Source organism: Streptomyces rubiginosohelvolus (assembly GCF_014649875.1).
In the GTDB taxonomy this organism is placed as follows: Bacteria; Actinomycetota; Actinomycetes; order Streptomycetales; family Streptomycetaceae; genus Streptomyces; species Streptomyces rubiginosohelvolus.
Genome location: NZ_BMTW01000006.1, coordinates 54839 through 75570, shown reverse-complemented (window position 1 = coordinate 75570; position 20732 = coordinate 54839). Strand labels below are relative to the sequence as shown.

General features: G+C 73.3%; 20 protein-coding genes. 17 read left to right on the top strand and 3 right to left on the bottom strand.

The annotated features are described in order from the left end of the window. Positions 1-13 precede the first annotated feature (13 nt). Positions 14-313, bottom strand: a complete 300-nt coding sequence (locus IE134_RS16125) for a DUF2087 domain-containing protein (protein ID WP_030717422.1) — start codon at positions 311-313, stop codon at positions 14-16. Between the two features lie 360 nt (positions 314-673). On the opposite strand from IE134_RS16125, the gene IE134_RS16120 reads away from it, so the two are divergent. From IE134_RS16120 to IE134_RS16050, 15 genes are all read left to right on the top strand, one after another. After that, on the top strand, positions 674-1573 hold the full coding sequence (locus IE134_RS16120; RefSeq protein ID WP_189430854.1) for a nitroreductase/quinone reductase family protein: 900 nt from the start codon (positions 674-676) through the stop codon (positions 1571-1573). 112 nt (positions 1574-1685) lie between these two features. After that, complete coding sequence (locus tag IE134_RS16115; protein ID WP_030717416.1) at positions 1686-2378, top strand: hypothetical protein; 693 nt, start codon at positions 1686-1688, stop codon at positions 2376-2378. Continuing rightward, positions 2375-3055 (top strand): DUF4166 domain-containing protein, encoded by a 681-nt coding sequence (locus IE134_RS16110; protein WP_030717413.1) that lies wholly within the window; start codon positions 2375-2377, stop codon positions 3053-3055. Before IE134_RS16115 ends, IE134_RS16110 begins: the two co-directional genes overlap by 4 nt. Then, positions 3052-3711: a TetR/AcrR family transcriptional regulator gene (locus IE134_RS16105; protein WP_189430853.1), complete on the top strand. Its 660-nt coding sequence runs from the start codon at positions 3052-3054 to the stop codon at positions 3709-3711. Before IE134_RS16110 ends, IE134_RS16105 begins: the two co-directional genes overlap by 4 nt. Positions 3712-3932: 221 nt before the next feature. Continuing rightward, positions 3933-4991, top strand: coding sequence for a tetratricopeptide repeat protein (locus IE134_RS16100; RefSeq protein ID WP_030717407.1), 1059 nt, complete (start codon positions 3933-3935; stop codon positions 4989-4991). Continuing rightward, entirely contained in the window at positions 4988-6037 is a 1050-nt protein-coding gene (locus IE134_RS16095) for a polyprenyl synthetase family protein (RefSeq protein WP_189430851.1), read from the top strand. Before IE134_RS16100 ends, IE134_RS16095 begins: the two co-directional genes overlap by 4 nt. Positions 6038-6442: 405 nt before the next feature. Continuing rightward, positions 6443-7618 (top strand): glycosyltransferase, encoded by a 1176-nt coding sequence (locus tag IE134_RS16090; RefSeq protein ID WP_030717402.1) that lies wholly within the window; start codon positions 6443-6445, stop codon positions 7616-7618. Positions 7619-7770: 152 nt separating this feature from the next. Continuing rightward, positions 7771-9096 carry a sugar transferase gene (locus IE134_RS16085; protein WP_078614452.1) on the top strand — a complete coding sequence of 442 codons (1326 nt, stop codon included), beginning with the start codon at positions 7771-7773 and terminating at the stop codon, positions 9094-9096. Positions 9097-9098: 2 nt separating this feature from the next. After that, positions 9099-10457, top strand: a complete 1359-nt coding sequence (locus tag IE134_RS16080; RefSeq protein WP_189430849.1) for an O-antigen ligase family protein — start codon at positions 9099-9101, stop codon at positions 10455-10457. Further along, positions 10454-12172, top strand: coding sequence for a murein biosynthesis integral membrane protein MurJ (gene murJ, locus IE134_RS16075; RefSeq protein ID WP_189430848.1), 1719 nt, complete (start codon positions 10454-10456; stop codon positions 12170-12172). The genes IE134_RS16080 and murJ overlap by 4 nt, the downstream gene beginning before the upstream one ends. Then, positions 12162-12974, top strand: a complete 813-nt coding sequence (locus tag IE134_RS16070) for a polysaccharide deacetylase family protein (RefSeq protein ID WP_030717390.1) — start codon at positions 12162-12164, stop codon at positions 12972-12974. Before murJ ends, IE134_RS16070 begins: the two co-directional genes overlap by 11 nt. Then, positions 12971-14107, top strand: a complete 1137-nt coding sequence (locus IE134_RS16065; RefSeq protein ID WP_189430846.1) for a glycosyltransferase — start codon at positions 12971-12973, stop codon at positions 14105-14107. Before IE134_RS16070 ends, IE134_RS16065 begins: the two co-directional genes overlap by 4 nt. Continuing rightward, entirely contained in the window at positions 14104-14778 is a 675-nt protein-coding gene (locus tag IE134_RS16060) for a YveK family protein (RefSeq protein WP_189430844.1), read from the top strand. The genes IE134_RS16065 and IE134_RS16060 overlap by 4 nt, the downstream gene beginning before the upstream one ends. Beyond that, positions 14775-15923, top strand: a complete 1149-nt coding sequence (locus IE134_RS16055) for a GNAT family N-acetyltransferase (RefSeq protein ID WP_189430842.1) — start codon at positions 14775-14777, stop codon at positions 15921-15923. The genes IE134_RS16060 and IE134_RS16055 overlap by 4 nt, the downstream gene beginning before the upstream one ends. A gap of 139 nt (positions 15924-16062) precedes the next feature. Beyond that, positions 16063-16344 (top strand): chaplin, encoded by a 282-nt coding sequence (locus tag IE134_RS16050; RefSeq protein WP_030717378.1) that lies wholly within the window; start codon positions 16063-16065, stop codon positions 16342-16344. Between the two features lie 67 nt (positions 16345-16411). Here IE134_RS16050 and IE134_RS16045 read toward each other — a convergent pair whose 3' ends face one another. Together IE134_RS16045 and IE134_RS16040 are read right to left on the bottom strand one after the other, a co-directional pair. Next, positions 16412-17275 (bottom strand): tyrosinase family protein, encoded by an 864-nt coding sequence (locus IE134_RS16045; protein WP_098017156.1) that lies wholly within the window; start codon positions 17273-17275, stop codon positions 16412-16414. A gap of 19 nt (positions 17276-17294) precedes the next feature. Continuing rightward, the gene (locus IE134_RS16040) at positions 17295-17774 is read right to left on the bottom strand and encodes a tyrosinase family oxidase copper chaperone (RefSeq protein ID WP_189430840.1); all 480 of its coding nucleotides are present in this window, start codon (positions 17772-17774) and stop codon (positions 17295-17297) included. 232 nt (positions 17775-18006) lie between these two features. Here IE134_RS16040 and IE134_RS16035 point away from each other — a divergent pair, with 232 nt between their 5' ends. Beyond that, positions 18007-19296: a cytochrome P450 gene (locus tag IE134_RS16035; RefSeq protein ID WP_098895533.1), complete on the top strand. Its 1290-nt coding sequence runs from the start codon at positions 18007-18009 to the stop codon at positions 19294-19296. Positions 19297-19419: 123 nt separating this feature from the next. Beyond that, complete coding sequence (locus tag IE134_RS16030) at positions 19420-20664, top strand: glycoside hydrolase family 26 protein (protein ID WP_189430839.1); 1245 nt, start codon at positions 19420-19422, stop codon at positions 20662-20664. Positions 20665-20732: the final 68 nt, after the last annotated feature.

The following is a 20732-nucleotide window of genomic DNA, read 5'->3' as shown; positions in this document are numbered from 1 at the left end:
TCGTCTTGGCCGGTCAGCGGCCGCGGCGGTAGCTGCTGCCGTCCCGGGGCCGGACCAGCAGCCCGGCGACGACGAGATAGCGACGCAGGGCGGAGCAGTCCTCGTGGACGGTGAGGAGCGCCTCGTTCACCTCGCGCTCGGTGTACGAGCGCTCCCGCTCGAACAGCGTGTCGGCGAGGTGCCGGAGCAGCTGCTCCCGGCGTGCCTCCTTGCGCGGGATCGCGACGAGGCGGCCGTGCGAGAAGAGGGCCTCCACCGGGTGCGTACGAGGGGTCCGGGCCGGCGGCGCGAGAGTCTGTTGTTCCGTGGGCATGGCCGGAGCGTCGCAGGCATACGCAAGGCGGGCAACGCGTTTTCGTGGCGTTGCCCGCCTTTCCGTTGCCCGCACTCGCGTTGACGTTGCCCGCCCTCGCGTTGACAGGAACGAGCGGATCGGGTTCTGATGCTGTCCGTGCAGCGTGACGTCAGCCAAAGAGATCTGGGCCGGCCGACGGTCAAGCCAGCACCTTCTTCCAGGGATGACGCCATGAGTCCATTCATCGCCCCCTGCATCTGAGCATCTCCGGCCCCGGGCACCTCTGCCCCGGCCGCCTCCGCGCACCCAGCGGCCGACACTCCGCGACACACCGGGCCTTCGCCTGCCCGCATTCCTTCCGGGAGACCCAGAACCTCCATGCCCCAGACCTTTCAGCAGTCCGTCATCACCGAATTCCGTGCCAACGCGGGGAAGGTCGGCGGCCCCTTCGAGGGCACCGACCTCCTCCTGCTCACCACCACCGGCGCCCGCTCCGGGAAGCCGCACACCACACCGCTCGGCTATGTCCGCGACGGCCACCGGCTCCTCGTCGTCGCCTCCAACCTCGGCGCCCCGCTCCACCCCGACTGGTACCGCAACCTCCTCGCCCACCCCACCGTGCGGGTCGAGCTGGGCGGTGAGGAATTCGAGTCCCTCGCCGTACCCGCCGAAGGGGCCCGGCGCGACGGGCTCTTCGCCCAGGTCGTCGCCGAGGCGCCGGGGTACGCGGAGTATCAGGAAGCCACCGACCGCGTGCTGCCGGTCGTGGTGCTGGAGCTCCCCGACCCCGACGCGGCGGCTCCCCCGATCGCCTCGCTCGCCGACAAGCTTGTGGAGGTGCACACCTGGCTGCGCGGCCAACTGCGCCACGTGCACGAGGAGACCGAGGCGCACTTCGCCGCGCGGGACGGGCACGAAGGCGACGGCGAACCGCCCGCTCCCGGTCTCGGGCTGCAGATCCGGCAGCGTTGCCTGGCGTTCTGCCAGGCGCTGGAGTTCCACCACACCGCCGAGGACGGGCACATGTTCCCCACGATGGAGGGCTACCACCCCCACCTGCGGGACGTCTTCGACCGGCTGCGGGAGGAGCACCGCTCCATCGGGGCCGTGCAGTCGGCGCTCGCGGACCTGCTGGCCGATGTGGCCATCGCGGAACCGGACCGCTTCCGCGCCGAACTGGCCCGGATGACCGAGGAGCTGACCGCCCACCTCGACTACGAGGAGGAGCACATCCTGCCCCTCCTGGCCGAGGTGCCCTGGTCTCCGGCCGCAGCCTGAGGACGAACCGTTCGAGGGGGTTGAGCGACTGCTCAACCCCCTCTGATAGCGTCCTGAAACGCGGAGGGACTTGAGCACTCGCTCAACCACGCGTGACGACCCGGGGGCAGGCATGGGGCTGTACATCGAGGCGTTGATCCGTACCGATCCGGAGCGTCTGTGGGACCGGACCCAGGATCCCGCCCAGCACCAGCGGTGGGATCTGCGCTTCACCGAGATCAGCCCGCTGCCCGGTCCGGCTGGCTCCGCCCTGCGGTTCCGGTACGCGACCCGGGTGCTGCCCTTCCTGACCGTGGCGGGGACCGGGACGAGTGCGGGCGAGCGGGAGCGGGCGGACGGTGAGCGGGTCTCCGCCCTGCGGTTCGCCTCGCCGGAGCGGCTGTCGCTGCTGGCCGAGGGCAGCGGCTACTGGCGTTACGTCCCCACCGCCGACGGCATCCGCTTTCTGACGGGGTACGACTACCGGACCCGCTGGGGCCGCTTCGGCGCGGTCGGGGACCGGCTGGTGTTCCGGCCGCTGATGGGCTGGGCGACCGCCTGGTCCTTCGACCGGCTGCGGCTGTGGTGCGAGCGCGGCATCAGCCCGGCCCGGTCGCTGGCGCACGCCCTGGCGGAGGTGCTGGTACGGCTCCTTCTCGTGGCGGCGGCCCTTCCCTTCGGCCCGGTGGCCGTTCTGCCCGCCACCCTCGCCGCGCTGCTGGTCCCTCCGTCGCCGCTCACGCCCGCCGCCCGGCGCTGCCTGCGCAGACCACCCGGCCGACCGGCCGTCGCCCCGCCCCTCCTCGCCCGACTGGAGCGCCCGTGACCTCGATATTCGCCCGTGCGATGGGAGACGATTTCGCGCGGCTCCACCCCGAGTTGCAGCGCCGCTTCTCGATCGGGCTGGAGAGCGGCGAGGCGTGCGTGGGGCGCGGATCGATGGACCGGATCTGGCACGGCCGGGCGTTCGTGAAGCCGTTCCTCGCGCTCGGCGCCACCCGCAACATCCTGGTGCCGAGGACCGGGCGCGATGTCCCGTTCACCATCGAGAACGTCCCGTACACCGACGCCTTCGGCCGGGAGACCGTGACCTTCGTCCGGACCTTCGCCCTGCCGGGCGGGCCGCGCCGTTTCGACGCCACGATGGTGCACAGCCCGGAGCGGTCCTGCGTACTGGACTACCTCGGGACGCACCAGCACCTGGCCACCGACCTGCGGCTGAGCGCGGAGCCCGACGGCTCGCTGCTGATCCGCTCGGGGGAGCACCGTTTCCGCGAGGGACCGTTCGACCTGCGGGTCCCGGATCTGATCGGCGGCGAGGCCGAGGTCCGCGAGTCCTTCGACGACGCCACGGGCCGCTTCCGTATCCGGGTCGCGGTGACGAACCGCCGCTTCGGCCCGCTGTTCGGGTACGAGGGGACGTTCCGCGCCCGATATGTCGACGCGCTGCGCCACGGCGTACGGGCGGGTCTGCGCCCGGTCCGTGAGGAGGCGCGGGCGTGACGGGAGGCGCGACCGGGGCGGACACCCGGACGAAGCTCATGGAAGGCGCGCTGCGCACGCTCGCCGAGCACGGCATCGCCAAGACCTCGGCCCGTTCCGTGGCGGCCTCGGCCGGGGTCAACCAGGCGCTCGTCTTCTACCACTTCGGTTCGGTCGACGAGCTGTTGGCGGCGGCCTGCCGGTACGGCGCCGAGCAGCGGGTGGCCCGCCACCGCGACCGGCTCGCCGGCGTCACCACCCTCGCCGAACTCCTGCGCTGCGGGCGTGAGCTGCACGAGGAGGAGCGGGCCGGCGGCCATGTCGCCTTCCTCGCGCAGGTGCTCGCGGGCGCCCAGACCCAGCCCCGGCTGGCGCCCGCGACCACGGCCGGGCTCGACCTGTGGACCGCCGAGATCGAGAAGGTCCTCGTCCGGATCGTGGCGGACTCGCCGCTGGGCGAGTTCACCGATCCGGCGGGCCTGGCGCGCGCCGTGACGGGGGCGTTCGTGGGGCTTGAGATGTACGAGGGCGTCGATCCGGAGGGCGCGGAGCGGGCCTTCGAGGCACTGGAGCAGCTCGCCGCGCTGGCCGGGGTGCTGGACGAGCTGGGGCCGGTGGCCCGGCGCGCGGTACGTCACCGGCTGCGACGTACGGAGAAGGTGCAGGGCGGGGCGTAACGGGACATAGGCGGGGCGGCCCGGAACGACCTGGGCCGCCCGAGCAACCCTCCGCATCCACCTGCCGTCTTGATCGACGACAGGACGGTTCGCCGCGCATGACGTGCGGCGCCCCACCCCCACATGATCCGGGCCTGCACGACCGGCCGACTATACCCCCCAGGTATACATAGAGGGTATAGTAGTCCGGCTCCGGGCCCGGCACCGCGCGGAAGGCACCCATGCAGACCAAGGCACTGGCGCCCGAGTACCAGGGAGCTCTCACCAAGATGTCGGTGAACGCCTCCCTCACCGACGTACTGGCCGAGGGAGTACGCCACTTGAGGCAGGCCGAGCTCTCCGGATCGCAGGAGGAGGTGGCACGCTCCGGCCTCGCCGTGGCCGAGGCGCACCGCAGGCTCGGGCAGGTGGCGGAGGCCGACCGGGCCTGGAAGGCGAGCTACCGGGCGGCACGGTCGGCCGGGAACACCGGGGCGATGGCCTGGGCGCTGTGGAGCGGCGGCACGCTGGCGCGTCAACGCGGCGCGCTGCGCCTCGCGTTCCGGCTGCTCGGCCTCGCCGCCGAGGCGGGGAAACGGGGCGGCGACGTGGTCGCCCGCGGCTACTCGCTGGCCGGCCTCGCCGAGACCGGGCGGATCCAGGGCGACTACGCGACCGTCGCGACACTGCACGAACAGCTGCTGGCCGAGGCCCGCGCCCGGGGCGAGGCCCGGCACACCGTCTGGGCGCTGGAAGGCATCGCGCAGATCCACCGCAACACCGGCTCGCTGGACACGGCCCTGGAGATGTTCGAGGAGGCGGCGGTCCTGGCGGGCGACGCGGACGACCGACGGGGCCGGGCCTGGGCGCTGCGCGGCATAGCCGACATCGTTTCCCTCCGGGACGGGGCGACCGCCCGCGCGCTCGATCTGCTCACCGAGGCCGAGGTCACCTGCCGCGAGATGAACCTCTCCAGCGCCCTGGCGTACAACCACAAGATGCGGGCCAACGTGCTGTTCCGCGCCGGACGGTACGAGGAGGCGCGCGCGGTGTACGAGCAGGCGCTCGGCGAGTTCCGCGCGATGGACGAGCCCCGGGGCGAGGCGCTGGCCTCGCTCGGCCTGGTCAAGGCCCGGGCCAGGCTCGGCCGGGACCGCGACGCCACCGCCGCCGACCTGGACGAACTGCGCGGCAGGCTCGACCGGATCGGGCTGCTGAACGCCCGGGAGATGGTCGAGAAGGCATACGCCGAACTCGGCGTGGCACCCGCGTCGGCCGGTGCCGGGGACGGCCGCCGATGACGCTCTCCACGACCCGCCGGGCGAGCGCGCCGCAGATACTGGACCGGTGCCGCGAGCTGGTGCGCCCGGCCCTGGTGGAGTCGGTGGGCCGGCTGCACCCCTGGCACGCGGAGACGGCGGCCTTCTCGCTCGGCTGGCGCGGAACCGGCGGCGAGCCGCTGCCCGGTTCGCAGGGCAAGGGGGTCCGCCAGGCGCTCGCGGTGCTCGGCGCGGAGGCCGCGGGCGGCAGCGGGGAGGACGCGGTGCTCGGCGCGGTCGCCGTCGAGCTGATCCACACCTTCTCGCTGATCCACGACGACATCATGGACGGCGACGAGACCCGTCGCCGCCGGCCGACGCTGTGGAAGGCGTACGGCACCGGCCCGGCGGTCCTCGCGGGGGACGCCCTGTTCGCGCTGGCCGTGTCCACCCTGGCGGAGGCCCCGGGGCCGGGCGGTCCCGCGGCGGTGCGGCAACTGGCGGGAGCACTGGGCGATCTGGTGCACGGTCAGGCGCAGGACCTGCTCTTCGAGTCCCGGCCGTGGTCCGGGCCCGGGGCGGTCCTGCCGCACGAGTACCGGGCGATGGCCACCCACAAGACGGGATCCCTGCTCGGCTGCGCGGCCGCCCTGGGGGCGGTGCTGGCGGGTGCTCCGGCGTCCACCGCCGAGGCGCTGGACCTGGCGGGGCGGCATGTGGGGGTGGCGTTCCAGGCGGTGGACGACCTGCTCGGGATCTGGGGCGATCCGCAGGTGACGGGGAAGCCCGTGCACAGCGATCTGCGGCGGCTCAAGAAGACGTACCCGGTGCTCGCGGCGCTGTCCGCCGACCACCCGGCGGCCAGGCGTCTCGACGCGCTGCTCACCTCCGCCGGGCCGCTCGACGACGCGGCGGCGCGGCGTGCCGCGGAGCTGATCGACGAGGCGGGCGGGCGAGAGGCCACGATCGCCGAGGCGCACGAGCACCTGGCCGCGGCCCACGCCTGTCTGGACCGGGTGCCGCTCGCCGAGGAGGCCCGAGGGGATCTGCTCACGCTGATCCCGTATCTCGTGGACCGCACCGGCTGAGGCCCGTGCCTCAGTGACCGCACCGGCCGACCCATTGCCTGGAGCGCCCCCGGACACCGTCCGGGGCGCTCCAGGCATTTCGGCGACGGCACCGATGGATGGTGCCGCCATCCGGTGCGGCGTTCGGCGGTGTGGGCTTTCCCGGAAAAGGATGACGGTATAACCGGCTGACGCCGCACGGAACATCCGGCCCATTCCCCGCGCGGGACCCCCGACAGCCCTTTCGCCACCGGCCCGCGAAGTCCACCCCGGCCTGCGCCTGTCTGCCGCGCGACCACCCGGACGGCCTACTCGGAAGCGCAATCCCCATGTGGTCGTATGAGCGAGTCACGCGCACCATTTCGCCACATATCTGCCAAAGTGCACCTCGGCTTTACTCACCGTATTGAGCGAAGAGAGCCGTGCGTGCTGCACATGCGTCGTACTCCACAAAGACAATTGACGGTCCTTCATGTGGTTCAGCCCGTGGACGGCGGAGTGGCCCGGGTCGTCACCGATCTCGTCAGGGCCCAGGCCGGCGCCGGACTGCGTCCCGTGGTGGCCTGTCCCCCCGGGAGCCCGCTGGCTCTCGGGGCGGCGGCAGCGGGTGCCGAGGTCCACGGCTGGGCCGCGACCCGTTCCCCCGGGCCCCGGCTGGCCGGTGAGGTCGCGGCCGCGCGCCGGATCGTCCGCGCGAGCCGCCCGCACGTGGTGCACGCCCACAGCGCCAAGGCGGGCCTCGCCGGCCGGATCGCGGTACGCGGCCGGGTCCCCACGGTGTTCCAGCCGCACGCCTGGTCGTTCGAGGCCGTCGGCGGACGCACCGCGGAACTCGCGCTCGGCTGGGAGCGGTTCGGCGCGCGCTGGGCCGATCACATCCTGTGCGTCAGCGAGTCGGAGCGCCGTACCGGGGAGGAGGCGGGCATCGCCGCCCGCTGGTCGGTCATCCACAACGGCATCGACCTCGACCGGTTCCGCCCCGGCGGCCACACGGTCCGGGCGGAGGCCCGCGCTTCCCTGCCCTTACTGGAGGGAGTCGCCGTGGACACCCCGCTGGTCGTCTGCGTCGGCCGCCTCACCCGGCAGAAGGGCCAGGACGTCCTGCTCCGGGCCTGGCGCCGGATGGCGGTGCCGGGGGCCCGGCTGGTCCTGGTGGGCGACGGGCCCGACCGGGAGGATCTTGAGGCGTCGGCCCCGCCGGGCGTGCTGTTCACCGGGGCCTGCGAGGACGTGCGGCCGTGGATCCACGCGGCGGACGTCCTCGTCCTGCCCTCCCGCTGGGAAGGCATGGCCCTGGCCCCGCTGGAGGCGATGGCCTGCGGACGCGCCGTCGTCCTCACCGATGTGAACGGCGCACGCGAGAGCCTGCCGCCCGGCCACGAGGACCACTGTCTCGTACCACCGGAGGATCCGGCGGCCCTGGCCGCCGCCCTGACCACCCTGCTCACCGACCCGGACCTGCGCGAGGCGGTGTCCCGCCGGGCCCTGCGCCACACCCGGGCGGCCTTCGACGTCCGACGGACCGCGGGGGCGGTTGCCGGTCTCTACCAGGAACTTGTCTCCATGTCCGGCCCCACGACGAGGAAGCGCACCGAGCGATGACGATGGAGAGTGCACCGGTTCCCGGAGCCGGCCAGGCAACAGCCGTGCAGGCTCACACGGTTCATCCGCCGCGAAGAAGCGGCGGCGGTGCGCAGGCGCGGCCGGGTGAGCGCCGGGCCGTCCGGTACGGCCGTCCCGTCCCGCTCCTGTGCGTGGACGCCCTGGCCCCGGCCGTGACGTTCGCCCTGGTGGTCCCGGTCGCGTGGCCCTGGCTGCTGATGGCCGTCCAGGCGGTGGCGCAGGTGCTGCTGTTCGCCTGGCGCGGCCTGTACCGGATGCGGTTGTCCCCCTCGGTCCTCTCCGACCTGCCCGCGCTCCTCGGTCTCACCCTCCTCCAGTGGTACGTGACGATGGAGGTGCTGGACGCCTGGGCCCCGCAGCAGGGGTTCGGCTGGGCGGTGCTGGCCTACGGGGCCGGTACGCAGACCGCGCTGACCTGTGCCGGGCGCGCGGCGGTCCACCGGGCGCGGCGGCGGGCAGCCGTGCGCCGCCCGCAGTCGACGCTGGTCGTGGGCCAGGGACCGACGGCCCGTCAGGTGACGGCCGCGCTGTACGACCACCCGGCGTACGGACTGCGGCCGGTCGGCCTGGTCGCCGCTCCGGCTGACGGTGACGAGCAGCAGGTGACGGGTTCCGACGCCGTGCCGCTGCCGGTCCTGGCCTCGCCCCAGGAGGTGGGGCGGGCCGTGGTGCAGAACAGTGTGCGGCACGCGGTGTTCACGGCACCGCCCGAGGCCACCCCGGACGGCGCCGCTCTCTTCACCCTGCTCACCGGGCACGGCTGCCGGGTGTGGCTGATCACCGGGCCCGGCGCCGTCGCGGGGACCCCGGCGGGCGGCAGGCCCGACCATCTGTGGGGGTTCATCGCCCAGCCGTTGCGCGACGGGACCGACCGTCCCCTCGGGCACGGGGTGAAGCGGGCGATGGACGCCGCCCTGGCCGCGGTCGGGCTGGTGCTGGCGGCCCCGGTGATGGCGGTCTGCGCCCTGGCCGTGCGGCTCTCCGACGGGCCGGGCGTGATCTTCCGGCAGGAGCGCGTCGGACGGCACGGACGCCCCTTCGTCCTGCTGAAGTTCCGTACGCTGCGGCCCGCCGACGTCCAGGAGTCGGCCACCCGCTGGAACGTCGCGTCCGACGGGCGGCTGAGCCGGGTCGGCCGCCTGCTGCGCCGGACGTCCCTCGACGAGCTGCCACAGCTGTGGAACGTCCTGCGCGGCGATATGAGCATGGTCGGCCCGCGCCCCGAACGCCCCTTCTTCGTGGCGCAGTTCAGCCGTGCCCATCCCGGCTACCAGGCCCGCCACCGGATGCCCGTGGGCATCACGGGTCTGGCCCAGGTGAACGGGTTGCGCGGCGACACCTCGATCGAGGAGCGGGCCCGCTTCGACAACCACTACATCGAGACCTGGTCGCTGTGGCAGGACGCGTGCGTGCTGGCGCGGACTGCGGGCTCCCTGTTCCGGCTCGGAGGCAGCTGATCATGACCGCTGTCCTGACCCCGCCCGTGCCGTCTCCGACGGCCGAGCCGCGCGCCGTCGCCCGCTCCCCCTGGGCCGCCTGGCGTGGCCGTTGGCCGCTGCTGCCGCTGGTCGCGACCGTCCTGCTGCCCGCCCTCCCGTACGGGACGTCCGGCGGAGGCGGCCCGGCCGACGTGGCCTCGGGGATCGCGGTGCTGGTGTGCGTGGGGCGGCTGCTGTATCTGCGGCAGCGGCCGCTGAGCGCCACCGCCGCGCTGGTCCTGGGCCTGCCCGCGGTGGGCTTCGCGGTGGCCACGGTCACCGCGGCGGACCCGGCGGCCGCCCTGCCGGGGCTCGTGCGCTACCTCCAGGTCTTCGTCCTGGTCCCGGCCGCGGTGTTCCTGCTGCTCAGGGACGCGTACGGATTCCGGATCGTCGCCGGTTCGCTGGTCCTCCTGGCGGTCGTCCAGGGCGTCACGGGCGTCCATCAGTACGTCACCGGGACCGGGGCCTCGTACATGGGCGAGGACGTCCGGGCGGTCGGCACCTTCGGGCCCAGCGACGTCATGGGGATGGCGACCGTCGTCGCCTACGGGCTGCTCGCCGCTGCGGCCTGCGCCCTGCGCACGCCCAGGAGCGCCCCGGCCTGGCTGCGGCCGTGCGCCGCCGTCCTCGCCGTCGTCCTGATCGTGCCGCTGACGCTGTCGTTCAGCCGGGGCGTGTGGATCGCCACGGCCGCCGCGGTGCTCGTCGCCCTGGCGCTGAGCGGGCGGCGGCCGGCGCTGACCTCGCTGGCCGTGCTGGGCGCGGCGGGCGTGGTGCTGGTCGGCGGGTTCGGCATCGGCTCCGAGATGATCGCGGACCGGGCCGCCAGCGTGACCCGGGTGACCAGCACCCCGGACCGGTCGGTCAGCGACCGGTACGCGATGTGGAGCGCGGCGGGTGCGATGTGGCGCGAGCAGCCGGCCGCCGGGGTCGGCCTCAAGGGCTTCCCCGACCACCGCGACGGGCACGCCTCGATCGGGCTCTCGTCGGGCAGCGACACCGCCGGGGCGGGCCAGCAGTTCCGCCGGCAGGCCCTCCTCTCCCCGCACAACATGTATCTCCTCGTCCTCGGCGAGCAGGGCCTCATCGGGCTGACCGCGCTGGTCGGGAGCTGGGCGGCGATCCTGGTCGGCGCGATCCGCCGGCTGTGGCTCGCCCGCTCGCGCGGGGGCGCCGCGCTGGACTGCGGTCTGGTGGCGGTTGCCCTGATCACCTGGCAGAGCGTCAACTTCCTGTACGCGGACATCGGCGGGCCCACCACGGTGCTCAGCGGTGTCGTGCTGGGGCTGGCCGCCTGGTGGGCGCTGGCCGAGCCGGACCGGGTGGGCGCCGCATGAGCGAGACGGGTACGGGCACGGAGGCCGAGGCGCGTCCGGCGAACGCGGCGGCGGGCCCTACGCTGCTCCCGGCGCCGGGGTCAGGACCGGAAGGGCCCCGGTCCCCCTGCGGCTCACCCGAGACGGCGAGCGGCGAGGCGCCCCGGCTCGGCGCCTTCCTCGCCCGGGCGGCGGCGGGCACGGCGGTGCTGACCGTGCTGGCTGCCGTCCTCGGCCTGGTGCGGGACCAGGCCATCGCCCGCTACTTCGGGGCGAGCGACGCCAGCGACGCGTTCCTGATCGCCTGGACCGTGCCCGAGATGGCGGCGACGCTGCTGATCGAGGACGGGATGGCGCTCCTCCTGGTCCCGGCGTTCAGCCTCGCCCTCACCCGTCGCGCCTCCGGTGAGACCGAGGGAGGCGCCGACCCCGTACGGGAACTGGTGGCGGCCACGCTCCCCCGGCTGTTCCTGCTGCTCTCCGGCGGCGCGGCCCTGCTCATCGCGGGCGCGCCGTGGGTGGTGGGCGTGCTCGCCCCGGGGCTCGCCGACCCCCGTCTCGCGGTGGACTGCACCCGGCTGACCGCGGTCACCGTCCTCACCTTCGGGATCACCGGCTACTTCAGCGCCGCGCTGCGCGCGCACGGCAGCTTCCTGCCTCCCGCCGGGGTCTATGTCGCGTACAACCTCGGCATCATCGGGATGACGCTGGCCCTGCACGCGGCGTGGGGGGTGCGGGCGGCCGCGGCGGGGGTCGCGGTGGGCAGTGCGCTGATGATCCTGACCCAACTGCCCGTGTTCCTGCGGCTGGTGCCGCTCGCCCGGCCTCGGCTGCCCCGGTTCGGGCGGCTGGGGCGGCGGGCGGCGCGGAGTGCTCCGCTGCTGGGGTTCGCGGTGCTGGCCCCGGTGGTCGTGTTCGTGGTGAGCCGTCAGTCCCAGGTGCTGGTGGAGCGGTTCCTGGCCTCCACCCTGCCCGCCGGGGCGATCTCGCATCTGAACTACGCGCAGAAGGTCGCGCAGATGCCGATGGTGCTGTCGCTGATGATCTGCACGGTGACCTTCCCGGTCGTCGCGCAGGCCATGGCCGCCGGGGAGCACGAGAAGGCCCGGCGGCGGGTCGAACGGGACCTCGGTCTCGCCGGGATGGTGGTGCTGCTCGGCACGGCCGTCGTCCTCGGGTACGCGCCCCAGATCGTCGAAGTGCTCTTCCAGCGCGGCGCGTTCGACTCCGCCGACACCGCGTCCACCGCGCAGGTCATGCGGGTCTACGCACTGGGGCTGCTGGGGCACTGCCTGGTCGGCGCGCTGAGCCGGCCGTTCTTCTCGTCCGGGCGGCCCACCTGGTTCCCGGCGTTCGCGATGGGGACCGGGCTGCTGGTCACGATGGGGGCCGGGTACGCGCTGACGTACCGCTTCGGCGTGGACGGCATCGCGACCGCCAACGCGATCGGGATCAGCGCCACGGCCCTGCTGCTCCTGATGGGCCTCGGCACCCGGGTGGTGCCGATCAGGGCCCGGGACGTGGCGCTCTCGCTGAGCCGGCTCGCCGGGGCGTCGCTGGCTGCGGGCGCCGCGGGCTGGGCGTGCGCCCCGCTCGTCCCCGATCCGGTGCTGAGCCTGGCCGCCGGGTGTCTCCTCGTCCCCGCCGTGTTCTTCCTCACCGGCCTCGCCCTGCGCTCGCCCGAGGTCGTCTCCCTGCTGGCACTCACCCGACGGAGGTTCCTTGATGGCCGCTGAATCCTCGGCACATCGCGCCGACGCTCGCTCGTCCCGGCTCCGCCCGCACACCCGCCGTCAGCCGTGGATCCTCACGTACCACTCGGTGACGGACCCCAGCGACGATCCGTACAGCATCACCGTCTCCCCCGAGCGGCTCGACGAGCAGCTGTCCTGGCTGCGCAGCCGGCGGCTGACGGGGGTGGGCGTGTCGGAGCTGCTGCGCACGGGGGCGTCGGAGCGGCGCGGGCTGGTCGGGCTGACCTTCGACGACGGCTACGCGGACTTCCTCGACGAAGCGCTGCCGGTGCTGCGCAAGCACGGCTTCCGGGCGACGGTGTACGTCCTGCCGGGCCGGCCCGGAGGAGTCAACGAGTGGGATCCGCTGGGCCCGCGCAAGCCACTGCTCACCCACGAGGGCGTCCGGCGGGTCGCCGCCGCGGGCATGGAGGTCGGCTCGCACGGCCTGTACCACCGGGACCTGACCGGCCTGTCGGACGAGGAGCTGCGCCGGGAGACCCGCGACAGCCGGGAGCTGATCGGCGACCTCACGGGCTCGCTCCCGGAGGGCTTCTGCTATCCGTACGGCATCCTCGACCGCCGGGTGACACAGGCGGCGCGCTCGGCGGGTTACGGCCACGCGTGTGCGCTGACCCCCGGTCCGCTGCTCAGCCGGTTCGCCCTGCCCCGTACGCACATCAGCCAGGCCGACCGGGGGGTCCGGCTGTGGGCGAAGGACCTGCGGCACGGGCTGCGGCAGGTGGCGCATCCCGGTGCGGGCTCGCGGACCGCGGCGCCGGTGCGGGCGGGCGGCCCCCGGTGAGGGCGCTGCACGTCATCACCGGGCTCGGGGTCGGCGGCGCCGAGCGGCAGTTGCGGCTGCTGTTGCGCCATCTGCCGGTGGAGTGCGATGTGGTGACACTGACCAACCCGGGGGCGGTGGCCGAGGAGCTGCGGTCCGACGGGGTCCGGGTGACGCACCTCGGGATGCGCGGCAACCGGGACCTGTCGGCCGTCGGACGCCTCGCCCGGCTGATCCGGGACGGCCGCTACGACCTGGTCCACACGCATCTCTACCGGGCCTGTGTGTACGGCAGGATCGCGGCGCGCCTCGCGGGGACGCGGGCCACCGTGGCGACCGAACACTCCCTGGGGCGGGCCGAGATCGAGGGCCGCCCCCTCACCCGCTCCATCCGCGCCCTCTACCTCTCCACCGAACGCCTCGGCGCGGCGACCGTCGCCGTCTCCTCCACCGTGGCCGGGCGGCTGCGGGACTGGGGGGTGCCCGCCGACCGGATCAGGCTGGTGCCCAACGGCATCGACGCGGACCGGTTCCGCTTCGACGCACGGCGGCGGGCGGAGGTCCGGGGCGCGCTGGAGATCCCCGAGGACGCGTTCGTGGTCGGCGGGGTCGGCCGGCTGGTGCCGGGCAAGCGGTTCGACGTGCTGATCCGCGCGGTCGCCGCCCTGCCGGAGGCCCGGTTGCTCCTGGCCGGCGACGGGCCCGAGGCCGGGGCGCTGCGGGCGCTGGCGCTGCGCCTCGGGGCGGTGGACCGGATCCGGTTCCTCGGCGAGTGCGACGAGGACGGGGAGGGACCGGTCCCGGGTGTTCCGGCGCTGCTGAGCGCCCTGGACGTCTTCGTCTCCACGTCCCGCGAGGAGTCCTTCGGGCTGGCCGCCGTGGAGGCGCTCGCCGCCGGGCTCCCCGTGCTCCACGACGCCTGCCCCGCCATCGACGACCTGCCCGCCGCCCACGCCCCGGAGGCGACCCGGATCGCCGGGAGTCCCGAGGAGCTGACGGCCCGGCTGCGGCAGCGGATACAGGCAGGACCGGACCGCCGGCCGCCGCCCCGGGCCGTCGGCCACTACGACATCCGGCGCAGCAGCGAGCGCCTGATGGACGTGTACGCGTACGCACTCGACACCGCCCCACCGAACCGGAGAGCCCTCTCATGACCGACTCACCCGAGCAGCAGCGACACGTCGTCGTCCGTCGGCTGCGCACCGCCCTCACCCGGCTGCCGCACTGGTGGCCCCTGCCCGTCAGCGTGCTGATCGGCACCGCGTCCGGGCTCTCGTACGGGGCGTTCGCCACCCCGCAGTACGAGGCCACCAGCTATGCGATGGCGGTCGCGGAGGGAGAGACGGACCCCACGGCGGCGCTGGGGTACGCCCAGTCCTACGGGCGGCTGACGACGAGCGACGCGACCCTCTCCTACGCGCAGGGCGCGGCGGGCGAGCCGGTGCGCGAACTGCGGTCCCACGTGACGTCGGAGACCTCCCCCGACTCGCCGATGATCTCCGTGACAGGCACCTCCTCGGACCGTCACAAGGCGGCCGACATCGCCAACGCGGTCATCGAGGCCGTCATCGTGAGCAGCGGCCATGTCTCCGAGGACACCGGGGTCAAGCTGATCAAGTTCACCCACGCGATGACACCGGACCAGCCGGTCTCGCCGTCGGTGCCGCTGGGCGCCGCCGTGGGGGCGGCGGCGGGCGGTCTGCTGGGCGGTCTCGTCCTGCTGGTGCGGCCGCGCAGGGAGGGCTGGAGCGTCTCGGCCCAGGTGCCCGGTCCGGCGGCCGGGGACACCGGCGTCGCCCAGGACGAGCGGGAGCTCGTCCGATGACGGCGCACCGGGCGGGCGGCCTGTCCGTGACGCTGTGCCGGGACTTCCGGGAGTTCGGGGCGCTCGCCGACGAGTGGGACGCGCTGCACCGCCGCTGCGCCACCCCCACCCCGTTCCAGAGCCACGCCTGGCTGCACTCGTGGTGGATCTCCTACGGCCAGGAGGGCCGGCTGCGGGTGCTGCTGGTCCGCCGGGCGGGGCGGCTGATCGGGGCGGCCCCGCTGATGCTGGTGCACCGTCCGATGCCGCTGCTCGTCCCGATGGGCGGGGCCGTCTCCGACTTCTTCGACATCCTCCTGGACCAGGAGGAGGCCGGGTACGCGGTGGGGGCGCTGGGGCGCGGTCTGGACCGGGCGGCCCGGCACACCGTGGTGGACCTGCGGGAGGTCCGTCCTGACGCGTCGGCGCAGTTGCTGTTCGGGCGGTGGCCGGGGGCCCGGAGCCGGCTCACGGACTCGACGTGCATGGAACTGCCGGCCGAGCCGCTGGACGACCGCGTGGCGCGGCTGACGGGCTCACGGGGCCAGCGGCTGCGGTCCAAGCTGCGCAAGGTCGACGCCCTGGGCATCGAGGCGCACCGGATTCCGCAGGACGGGGTGCCCGGCGCGATCGGCACGCTGCTGCGGCTGCACGAGCGGCAGTGGGAGGGCCGGACGGTCAACCCCGAGCATCTGCGGGCGCGGTTCTCGGACCATCTGATCCGGTCGGTGGGGCGGATGGTGGGGGACGGTACGGCGGCGATGACCGAGTTCCGGCTGAACGGCGAGGTGGTGGCGTCCAACCTGTCCTTGCAGTCCGCGCAGTTGACGGGCGGCTATCTGTACGGTGCGGATCCGGCGCTGCGCGAGAGGAAGGTCGATGTGTCGACGATGCTGCTGCGCGAGGTCGCCCAACAGGCCTCGGACGGCGGGCGTACGGTGCTGAGCCTGCTGCGCGGCGCGGAGAGCTACAAGAACCACTGGGGGCCGGTGCCGGTGATCAATCAGCGGCTGCTGCTGGCCCGGCCGGGTCTGGAGCCGCTGCTGCGGCTGCGCGAGTCTCAGGTGGCGGTGCGGGAGCGGGCGGTGGAGACCGTGAAGGCCCGGTTCCCGGCGGCGCGGGACTGGCACGAGCGGCTGTCGGGGCTGCCGATGATCGGACGCTGACGCGCGGGGCGTACGCCGGACGGCGGCGTCGGAGATATCACCTATGAGGAGATCCGTTACCGTCCGGCGTCTTTCGCGTTGTCAGGGGGTGCGGTCCTCGTGTCCGCAGCACAACCCCCTTCTTTACAAGGAGTTCTCCATGTCTCGTATGACGAAGGTCGCCGCTGTCATGGCCGGCACCGGCGCCCTGATCGCCGGCGGCGCCGGCCTGGCGTCCGCGGACGCCGGTGCGCAGGGCCTCGCCGCCGGTTCCCCCGGAGTCGGTTCGGGCAACGCCGTCCAGGTTCCCGTGCACGTCCCGGTGAACGTCTGCGGCAACACGATCAACGTGATCGGCCTGCTGAACCCGACCTTCGGGAACACCTGCGCCAACGTCGACGGCGGCCACGACAACGGCGGCGACTACGGCTACGGCCGCTGATCTCCCGTAGTTCCGGAACGGCCGGCTCCCTCCGCGCGGAGGGAGCCGGCCGTTCCTCCGTCCGGCCTCAGGCGTAGCGGTAGACCTTGCTGTGGTCGAGGAGTTTCCTCGGGGTCACCCTCCAGGGGGGCATCGCATCGTCGAGGCCGAAGACGTAGTCGCGGTCCGGGCCCGGTGAGGCGGGTTTGCGGCCCGGCCGGTAGGCGGACTTGGGATGCGCCTTGCGCCAGCGGTCCCAGAGCAGGTCGATGAAGGAGTGGTGGAGCCAGAACACCGGATCCTCGGGGGAAGCCGCTCCCGCCATCGGCCCGCCGACCCACTGGTGGACCCGGTTGTGCAGGCCGACCGTGCGCACGCCCCGGATGCCCCACCCTTCGACGCGGTTGCGGAAGCCCTCGGTGCAGACGCTGTTCCAGGGCGCGGTGTCGTAGACGGGGTCCTTGAGGGCCCGCGCCAGGTCGTTCTTGGTGGGCAGGGAGACCGGGTCGCTGCCCGGCCTGCCGAAGTTGCGGGTGAGGTAGTGCTCGTCGGTGACGCCCCTGCCGACGCTCCAGTTGCCCGCCGCGTAGGCGAAGGGGCCGGTGGTGACCCGGCGGTCGCCGGACCTGCCGTTGCCGCCGAGGAAGTCCTCCGCCCAGAGCGAGGAGGTCGGCCTGTTGTCCTGGGTCCAGTCCCAGTAGGGGACGCTGACGCCCGCGTCGACGCGCTGGAGCGCCTTCTCGAACTCCAGCAGGTACTGGCGGTGCCAGGGGAAGAACGAGGACGTCATGTGCGCCGGGCGCGGCCGGCGTTCGGTGTCCATGACGTAGTACTCCCGGTGCATGACGACGAAGTCGTCGTAGCGGCCCGAGCGCTTCAGTTTCAGGATCGCGTCGATGAGCCGGCGCTTCTCGGTGCGCGTGAGGTCGCGCTGGTTCTTGCGGGTGTACACCGGTGCTGGTCCTCCTGGTTCACATGTGGTGCGCGGCGGGCGGTGCGAGTCGGGCGGTGCCGAGTTCGTCGACGGCGGCACGGGCCGTCTCCAGCAGCGTCGGATACGACTCGTAGTGCCGGACGTCGCTCAGATAGGTGCCGTCCGCCCGCCTCATGACGTGCAGCGGCCTGCCGTCGATACGGATCTCGGTGACCGGTTCGGCGGCGACCGCGACCCGGTCGTCGGCCGGGGCGCCCGCGGGGACGACGGTCGCCGTCCCCCAGATCTCCCGGCCCCGGTACATCTCGGCGAACTCCTCCGCCGTGGCCCGGGAGCCGGAGCCGGCTCCGGGCCCGGGCGCCGGTGCGGGCCGGGCCGTGGCGGCCGGGTCGCGGTCGAGCAGCGGGAACAGGGCACCGGCGGTGCCCGTGACCACGGCGGCGGTGAAGGCTCCGCGCAGGACGGTCCGGCGGGAGGGAATGCGGGTGCCGCCCGGTTTCGCGGGGGTGGGGCTCATGAGATGACGACCTGCCTCTCGTTAACTCGTCCGAGGTGCTTCTGATGGCGATGTTGACAACGAGGCGGTGGCGAAACAGTTCTCGTGCGTGCGGCGTACGGCGCACACGCGGCGGTCGCGTTCCGGCAAACGCGTGAGGGTGCGGGGCGATCGGCGGCGGCGGGCCGCGTCGCGGGGGCTCCCGTGGCCGGCGGACCGGAACATGGCCAGGCGAACCGTGGAGGTGGTGGGCATGACCGTTCCGTATCAGTCGTCCGGGGACCGTGTGCTGCGCGCGGCGGACGTCGATCTGGCCGACCCGGCGTTCTGGCGGTTGCCGCGCCCCGAGCGGCTGCGGGCCTTCGCACTGCTGCGGGAACTGGAAGCGCCGGTGCTGTTCACGCCCCGGCCCGGTACCGCGCGTACCGCCGGAAAGCCGTTCTACGCGCTGGTGCGCCATGGCGATGTGCGGACCGCGAGCCGTACGCCCGGAGTGTTCGCCAGCGCTCCGGGGGTCACCACTCCGGAGCCGGCCGGCTGGGCGAAGGCGCTGTTCGGGAACTCGATGGTCAACATGGACGGGTCCGAGCACGCCGCGCTGCGCCGGATCATCTCGCGGCGGTTCACGCCGCGGCTGCTGGCGGGCGTCGAGGAGAACGTCGGACGGCTCGCCGGGCGGCTGGTGGACGAGCTGATCGCCGAACGGCCCCGGGATTTCGTGCCGTCGGCGGCCTCGCGGCTGCCGCTGGAGGTGATCTGCGACCTGATGGGCATCCCGACGGCGTACCGGGCGCGGATCGCCGAGCAGATCGACCAGGCCTCCGAGCATGTCGGCGTCGAGCGGCGGGGCCGGGCCCGGATCCGGATCCCCGGTCGGGGGCTGGCGTCCCTGGCCCGGATGCAGTGGGTCATGGGGCGGCTCGCCGCGGAACGCCGCCGTCGTCCCGGGGACGACCTCGTCTCGGCACTCGTGTGTGCGGACATCGACGGCGAGGCGCTGTCGGGGCGGCAGTTGGGGGCCTTCTTCTCGCTGCTGCTGGTGGCCGGGGTGGAGACCACGCGCAACGCCATCGCGCACGGGCTGTTCCTGCTCGACCGGAATCCGGAGCAGCGGGAACTGCTGCGGTCCGACTTCGACCGGTACATCGGCGGGGCCGTCGACGAGATCGTGCGGCATTCGACTCCGATCATCCAGTTCCGCAGAACGGTCACCGAAGAATGCGCACTGGGCGGTCGCACTTTCCTCCCGGGCGAGAAAGTCGCACTCATTTACGCCTCCGCCAATCGCGACGAGGCGGTTTTCACCCATCCGGATCGCTTCGACATCACCCGCTCGCCCAATCCCCATCTGGGATACGGCGGCGGGGGCCCGCACCACTGCCTGGGCGCACATCTGGCCCGCCTCGAAATGACGGCCCTGTTCCGGGAACTGATCGACCGACGTCCCGTCATGCGGGATCTGGGCGACCCTGGACTCGTCGATTCGAATTTCGACAACCGCGTCGGCTCGCTGCCGTTCACGTTCGGCCCCACATTCACCTGAACGGCACGCCCACAACGCCGAATACGATAAATGGACTCCCTCCGCATGCCTCCGGGGCATGATGATGAAACGCTCTCCCCACCGGGCCGAATCGACCGGAATTCATCACAGCCAGGAGGAGCAATGCCGGCAAAGCGCCGACTCTTCGTTTCCTGCATCGCGGCGCTTGCTCTCAGCCTCCTGGCGGGTGGCGGCATCGCGGGCCAGTCACCACCGGGCACCGATTCCGTCGACGGTGCGGCCCCCGGCGGGCCGCGGGCGGGGAGCAGTACGGCACACGGGGCTTATCTGGACTACGGGCCCGCCGGGGTCAGCAGGATGGCCGAGTTCTCGCGCTGGCTGGGCGGGGCGGAGCTGCGGGTGGGGCACACGTATCTGCCGGGCGACCTGTGGGTGAACATCGAGGGCTCCCCCGATTTCCTCGACTCCTGGGCGGAGTGGAGACGGGCGGACCCGGACCGGATGTTCGTCCTGAACGTGCCGATGCTGGAGCGCAACGAGGAGCGGGTCCCGGACGGCGAGGTCCGCACCCTGCTCCGGGCGGGTGCGGCGGGCGACTACGACCAGCACTTCACCCGGCTCGCGGAGCGCCTGGTGGAGCTGGGCGTGCCGGACACCGTGATCGTGCTCGGCTGGGAGATGAACGGCACGACGTACACGCACCGGTGCGGTCCCGATCCCACGTCCTGGAAGGCGTACTGGGAGCGGATCGTCACGGCGATGCGCGCGGTGCCCGGTCAGGAGTTCCGCTTCGACTTCACGCCGAGCCGGGGGCGGGACGCGGTGCCGTGGACCGAGTGCTACCCGGGCGACGACGTCGTCGACATCATCGGGATGGACTCCTACGACCAGCCTCCCGGTGAGACCTTCGACGACCAGATCACCGACCCGTACGGGCTCCAGAAGCACGTCGACTTCGCCGCGGAGCGCGGCAAGCCGATCTCGTTCCCGGAGTGGGGGCTCTTCCGCAACGGCGACAACCCCGAGTACATGCGGCGGATGCTGGAGTGGATCGACCGGCACGAGCCGCTCTACCAGACGGTCACGGACTACTGCCCGCACGGTGTCTGGCAGTGCGGGAGCAATCCGCGGTCCTCGAAGGTGTTCCGGACGATGATGACCGAGATGGCCGCGCCCGCCGAGCCCTCCCCCAGCCCGACACCGACGCCCACCCCCACCCCCACTCCGGCGGACCCGAGCCCGTCTCCGACCGTCCCGCCGTCCGTCCAGCCCTCCCCGCCGGTGTCCCCCTCGCCCACCTCGCCGGGGGCCGGTACTCCGCCCGGCCGCCGGTGGTGCGTCACCCTGCCGTCCGCCGAGTGGCTGGGGCCGTGGCTGCCGGAGCGCGAGATCTGCTTCCGCTACTGACCCCGGGCATGGAAACGGCTCCGGCCCTCCTGTCGGGGGGCCGGAGCCATCCACCCACACGGGTCCAG